The organism is Tunicatimonas sp., from assembly GCF_049647865.1.
Taxonomy (GTDB): domain Bacteria; phylum Bacteroidota; class Bacteroidia; order Cytophagales; family Cyclobacteriaceae; genus Tunicatimonas.
In genome coordinates, this window is the sequence record NZ_JBARYM010000602.1 from 1 (window position 1) to 6,150 (window position 6,150).

Here is a 6,150-nt window from a genome sequence, read left to right on the forward strand (position 1 = left end):
CCTAAATAGCATCTATTCTTTGTCCGTTCGAAAGTCGGACGATGCGCCCAAGGCAATTGTTAAGCTGTCGGAGATGATGCGTTACATTCTGTATGATTCTAGTGCGGAGCAGATTTCTCTGGAGCAAGAGATCGACCATTTGCATAATTTTCTCGATCTACAACGACTAAGAATTCATCGAGAGGCTCATCTGTTTTTTGAAACATCGGGGGGGTGGCAAGGTAAAATGATTGCACCCATGCTGCTGGAGCCATTTGTGGAAAATGCCTTCAAACACGGTAACATTCATCAGGGCGGATCTGAAATTAATATTTTACTGAAAGTTGAAAAGGAACAACTTTGGTTTAGAGTTAAAAACACCAAGAATAATCAGGCTCAGCAGAAAGATCTTTATTCGGGTATTGGTTTGGTTAATATTCAAAAGAGACTTGATCTGTTGTACCCCGGGCGGCATTCCTTGCGAGTTGAACCTCGGGAAGATATCTTTATTGCCGAATTGAATCTTCAGCTTGCCGATTAGTTGCTGAGCATGTAAGAAATTAGTTGTTTTTGCTAATAAATTCTTGCCGCTTCTGCGTATGTTTCCGGCCTATAGACATCTGCCGGACGAAGGAGAATGAGACAAACTACTTCATTTCAATTGTTTTACACCGTATACTTGGCAGATAATGATTAATTGTATTGCGATTGATGACGAGCCTCTGGCATTAGACCTAGTGGAAGATTTTGCCGCGAAAGTTCCGTTTTTATTGTTAGAACAGTCTTTCAGTAGCGCCTTAGATGCGTTGCCGTTACTTAACTCGGGAAAAATTGATCTGATGTTTTTGGACATTCAAATGCCGCAAATTACCGGATTACAATTCATTAAAAGCTTGGACCATTCGCCTAAAGTGATTTTCACTACGGCTTACGCTCAACATGCGGTAGAAGGATTTAACGTAGATGCGGTGGACTACCTACTCAAACCATTTACGTTTGAACGGTTTCTAAAAGCCTCCAATAAAGCGCAGCAGGCTCTAACTGGCGAGCAACAATCGGTACCGCCCAGTGAGGATTACATCTTCGTAAAGTCGGGGTACGATATGGTGAAGGTGCGATTTGCCGATATACACTATATAGAAGGACTAAAGGATTACGTGAAGATTCATACCACCCAAAAAACAGTGATTGCTTTGCTAACTATGAAGTCGCTGGAAACTTCTTTGCCCACTGGATTTTTGCGGGTGCATCGTAGCTATATAATCAACTTTGAACACCTTGAATCGGTAGGAAGGCGTAACCTGACGGTGGCCAAGCAAGATATTCCGCTAGGAGATATGTATCGAGAGCAATTTATGGCTAAATTGGATCGAAACTAGTTAACCATGAAGTTCTTCTCCCGCATTATCTACCTCACCTCATTCGTCTTTATTTCCCACTCACTAACTGCTCAAGAAAACCCATCAGCAGATGTTCGCCAGTTGTCATTAGCTGAATGCATTGATCTAGCGATCAAGAATAATATTACCGTGCGGACTACTGAGCTAAATGTACTGCAAGCGCAAGTAGCTTTGGAGCAGTCGAAAGCTGATTTATTACCTTCGCTGAATGCTGGTTCTAACCTTCAATATAACGTCGGGCGAACGATCAATCCATTCACTAATGAGTATGTCAGCCAACCAATTCGACAGCAAAACCTTAGTATTTCAGCCAACCTATTACTATTCAACGGTTTTCGGAAGCTAAAGACGATAAAGCGAAACAAACTGGATCTGCTAGATAGTCAGTACGGACTTGAAGCCCAACAGAATGAAGTAATTTTAGATGTGGTAGAGGCCTACGTTCAGATTTTGCTTAATGCAGAGTTGCTTCGCAACACTCAATTTACATCCCAGTCTACCCAAAGCCAGCTAGAACGTACTCAACGTTTGGTAGATGCCGGAAGTCTACCTATTGGCAATGTACTTCAGCTAGAATCTCAGCAGGCTACTGATGAGCTAAATATTATTAATGCCACCAATAATTTGGCTTTAGCCAAACTTCAGCTTCGCCAATTACTGCTAATTCCGGAAGATGAGGTTATTGAAGTTGAAGAACCGGCCTTCGATTTGCCCGAAAGCACGCAGTTACCTGGTAGTGCCTACGAAGTTTACCAACAGAGTGCAATGAATTTGCCCCAAATTAAACAGGCGGAGGCTCAGGTAAATGCTGCTCTATACGGTATTGCTATTGCCAAAGCGGACTTTTATCCTCGTCTTAATTTGACTGGTAGCTTATTTTCTCAATATTCTAGTATAGCACCATCCCAAATTCCGGTATCAGGCACCGATAACATCACTCAGATTGTTCCTACCGGTGACTTTTTAGTTATCCCCAATGGATTTCCCGGCCTAACACCCGGCAGTAGGTTCCCGGTGTCTACCGAAGCGAATGTTCCAACCGAATTTACTGAAAATACCTATCTAAATCAGTTAGACTTCAATTATCAGCGATTTCTTCAGCTTAGTCTAAATATTCCTATTTTCAACAACTGGCAGGTAAAATCGAGCGTTTCCAATGCTCAGATCGGACTGGAGAATGCTCGGCTCAATGAGTTGAATCAACGAAACCTACTCCGTCAGACCATTGAGCAGGTGTACATCAATGTTCGGGCTAATGCCCAGCAGTACCAAGCTGCCGAGCGTAGAGTAGATCAGTTCCAGCGAGCCTTCCAAGATACCGAACGCCGTTATCAAGCCCAGGCAATAGATGTTTACGCCTACAACCAAGCCCAAAACGACCTGACTGCGGCTGAGGCCGATGCTTTGCAGTTTAAATACAACTACTTACTGAGTTTAAAGGTATTGGATTTTTATTTAGGTAAACCGCTTACTTTTTAGCGTATGGGTTTTGTAGACATACTGGTTGCTCCTATTGTATTAGCCCTCGTTTTGGGGCTTGCATATTTGATTCGTCCTATGTTCACCAATCCGTTAACTCATCGCTACTTTATTCCAGCCTTAGGAGTAAAGATCTTTGGTGCGCTTGCGGTGGGTTTTATCTATCAGTTTTACTACGGGGGTGGGCAACCGAGTGGTGATACATTTAATTATCATCGAAATGCTAGTATCGTTTTAGAAGCTTTTTCGGATGATCCCGCTGTGGGTTTACAGTTATTACTAGCCAACGGAGAATATACTCCGGAGATATTCAACTATGCTACTCGCATGTACTGGTTTAGGTCGTCCACGGAATATTTTGTCATTCGCATTATAACGGTACTAGGCTTGTTTACACTACACTCGTATGCGGCCATTGCCATACTATTCGCGGCAATAAGCTTTTCAGGAGTGTGGGCACTGTATAAGACGTTCTGTAAATTCTACCCAGATTTGCATCGAGTGTTAGCGTTCGCTATACTTTTTGTGCCCTCGGTAGTGTTTTGGGGTTCTGGAATATTAAAAGACACTATTACATTGGGAGCCCTTGGGTGGGCAACGTGGGCCATTGTGCGTGTATTCTTTGAGCGTAAGTCACTGGTTTTCAGTAGTGTGATGCTCCTTCTAGCACTTTATACAATCTACGCCATCAAGATCTATATCGCGCTTTGTTTTTTACCAGCAGCACTGCTCTGGGTTTTTATGAGTTACTCATCGCAAATTTCTTCTACCCCGCTGCGACTAATGATCGCTCCTTTTATTATTGGAATTGCTGCTACAATCGGCTATTACGCGGTACTAAAAGTAGGTGAGGGAAACAACCGCTACGCTTTGGAAAAAGTATCAGAAACTGCTGAGATTACCGCTCGCTATCTGGCTTACGTTGGCGAAAAGCAGGGTGGGTCAGTGTATACGCTAGGTGACTATGATTTTAGTCCGGCCGGTATGTTGCGGAAGTTTCCGTTAGCCGTAAACGTTACGCTGTTTCGCCCCTACCTTTGGGAAGCTTATAATCCGGTAATGTTATTATCTGCTTTAGAAAGTCTCGCTACGCTGCTAATTACATTGTACGTATTCGTTAAAGCCGGACTGTTTCGTTCTTTTTCTCTCATTGGGAGCAATCCGATCATTTTATTCTGTCTGCTATTTGGGGTGGCGTTCTCTTTCGCCGTTGGAATTTCTACCTATAATTTTGGGAGTTTGGTGCGGTACAAGATTCCTATGTTTCCTTTCTATCTGTCCGGATTAATTATACTTTGGCATCACGCAAATGAAGCGAGAAAATCCACTTCTATACCATCAGTTCATCAGCCCGAAAGTTTACCTGCTTAGTATTGTTGGGCTACTAATTTCATCGGTTGGGTTTAGCCAGGGAAGCCGAGTGCCGCTAAACAATGATTACTATCATCTACTCTCTCGTTACGAAATACTTCAGGGGCGACAAGCATTTTCTTTTGATAGTAATGTGAAAACGTACCGACGATCTTCTGTCGGAGCTTGGTTGGATTCGCTGGATAATAAAAATCTCTCTAAAACCGATAAATTTAATTTTGATTATCTCGCTAACGATCATTGGCCTTTTATCGATAGTGGAAATACCGTTGCTCGAAAACCAATACTACGCCATCTATACAAACGTCCGGCTGACTTCTGGCACGTGAAAACGGACGGTCTTTTATTGCGCGTTAATCCGGTACTGTACTTTGGGGTGGGAAGTGATGAACGAAGTGGAACTCCGTTTATCAATACCCGGGGCATTCAGGTAGAAGGTACTATCGATGATAAAATTGGTTTCTATTCCTACATTGGTGAAAATCAGATGGCTCCGCCGGGTTTTGCTTATGACTACGTTCAAAGCACACTGACTTTGCCATATCAGGGTTTTTGGAAGGGCTACGGCGACCGAGGTGTAGACTTTCTGACTACCCGCGGACATATTAATTTCTCGGCTACCCAGCACGTAGGGTTAGAACTGGGATACGGCAAGCACTTTATCGGGAATGGATTTCGCTCACTGATCCTGTCGGATTTTAGCAACGATTATGCCTACTTCCGCAGCGATGTAAATGTATGGCGCATTCATTTCACGTATTTGCTGGGACAGCTTACTGCCGATATTTTTGGGAACCCAACCGGCTTGTTCGGCACTCGAGGTTTTCCCATTAAACATCTTGCCTTACATCGGATAGGAATTGACGTCACCGATCGACTTAACATTGGATTGTTTGAAGCGATTATGTACGGCGATGAGTCGGAGCGCTTTGACGCTCGTTATTTGAATCCTTTTGCTTTCTTTCGCGCTATTGAGCAGCAAAACGGTAGCGAGGGTAATGCTTTGTTAGGGTTAGATGCCGACTGGATTATTGGCAAGCACTTGAACGTGTATGGTCAGTTTTTGCTCGATGAACTAATTGTTAGCGAACTAAGTGATAATCGGGGGTGGTGGGGAAATAAATATGCTTTGCAAATTGGAGGGAAGTACATTGATGCGTTCGCTATCAAGAATCTAGACTTTCAGTTTGAGTTCAACCGGGTTCGCCCTTACACCTACGCTCACGAAGACCTTTATCGCTCGTACACGCACTATCGACAGCCATTGGCTCATCCGTTAGGAGCTAACTTAAGGGAGATAGTATTGGTGGCTCGCTACCAGCCTCTACCTCGTTTGAGCTTAAAGGGAAGTCTAATCCGAACCCAGTACGGAACTGATACGCTAACTTCTAATTGGGGTAATAATATTCTGTTGGATAATCGTACTCGTGAACAGGATTATGGCAATGATTTGGGTCAAGGCATACCCACCGAGCTAACAATTACCGAAGCTGCCGCAACGTATCAAGCGTGGCATAACGTATTTTTTGACCTTCGCTACGTTTATCGCGTAACGGATATCGCCGAAACTACTCAGGGGCAGTCGGTGGGCTTTTTGTCATTGGGACTTCGTGCTAATATTGCGCCGGTTCGCTACGATTATTAAGGTAATAGTTTCATAAAATTAGCAGTATTGGCTGCGACCGAATAGTGATCAACTACCTGTTTTCGTCCGGCTAATCCCATCTTTTCTCGTAGTTGGACATCGGTTAACAGCTTTTCTAGTGCAGTATACCACTCGTTTTCGGTGGTAGCATGGTAGCCGTGTACGCCATTTTGTACAATAGTTTGATTGACACCTACTGGCGAAACTACGGCTGGAATGCCCAACGCAAGATACTGCAAAGCCTTAAAACCACACTTACCCCGGGCCCAAGGATCA

6 protein-coding genes are annotated in these 6,150 nt (G+C 43.7%); 5 read left to right on the forward strand and 1 reads right to left on the reverse strand.

Annotated elements, in window-relative coordinates:
- From WBA23_RS17645 to WBA23_RS17665, 5 genes are all read left to right on the forward strand, one after another.
- Positions 1 to 520, forward strand: a 520-nt coding sequence (locus WBA23_RS17645; protein WP_424583605.1) for a sensor histidine kinase, incomplete at its 5' end; no start/stop codon positions are given.
- 148 nt (positions 521 to 668) lie between these two features.
- Positions 669 to 1,358: a LytR/AlgR family response regulator transcription factor gene (locus WBA23_RS17650; protein ID WP_424583606.1), complete on the forward strand. Its 690-nt coding sequence runs from the start codon at positions 669 to 671 to the stop codon at positions 1,356 to 1,358.
- A gap of 6 nt (positions 1,359 to 1,364) precedes the next feature.
- Positions 1,365 to 2,858: a TolC family protein gene (locus WBA23_RS17655; RefSeq protein ID WP_424583607.1), complete on the forward strand. Its 1,494-nt coding sequence runs from the start codon at positions 1,365 to 1,367 to the stop codon at positions 2,856 to 2,858.
- Positions 2,859 to 2,861: 3 nt separating this feature from the next.
- The gene (locus WBA23_RS17660) at positions 2,862 to 4,229 is read left to right on the forward strand and encodes a hypothetical protein (RefSeq protein WP_424583608.1); all 1,368 of its coding nucleotides are present in this window, start codon (positions 2,862 to 2,864) and stop codon (positions 4,227 to 4,229) included.
- A complete protein-coding gene (locus tag WBA23_RS17665) occupies positions 4,168 to 5,874 on the forward strand; it encodes a hypothetical protein (RefSeq protein WP_424583609.1) in 1,707 nt (568 codons plus the stop codon). Before WBA23_RS17660 ends, WBA23_RS17665 begins: the two co-directional genes overlap by 62 nt.
- Here WBA23_RS17665 and WBA23_RS17670 read toward each other — a convergent pair.
- Positions 5,871 to 6,150 (reverse strand): glycosyltransferase (locus tag WBA23_RS17670; RefSeq protein ID WP_424583610.1); only part of this gene is annotated, 280 nt, incomplete at its 5' end. The two genes, WBA23_RS17665 and WBA23_RS17670, sit on opposite strands and share 4 nt — an antisense overlap.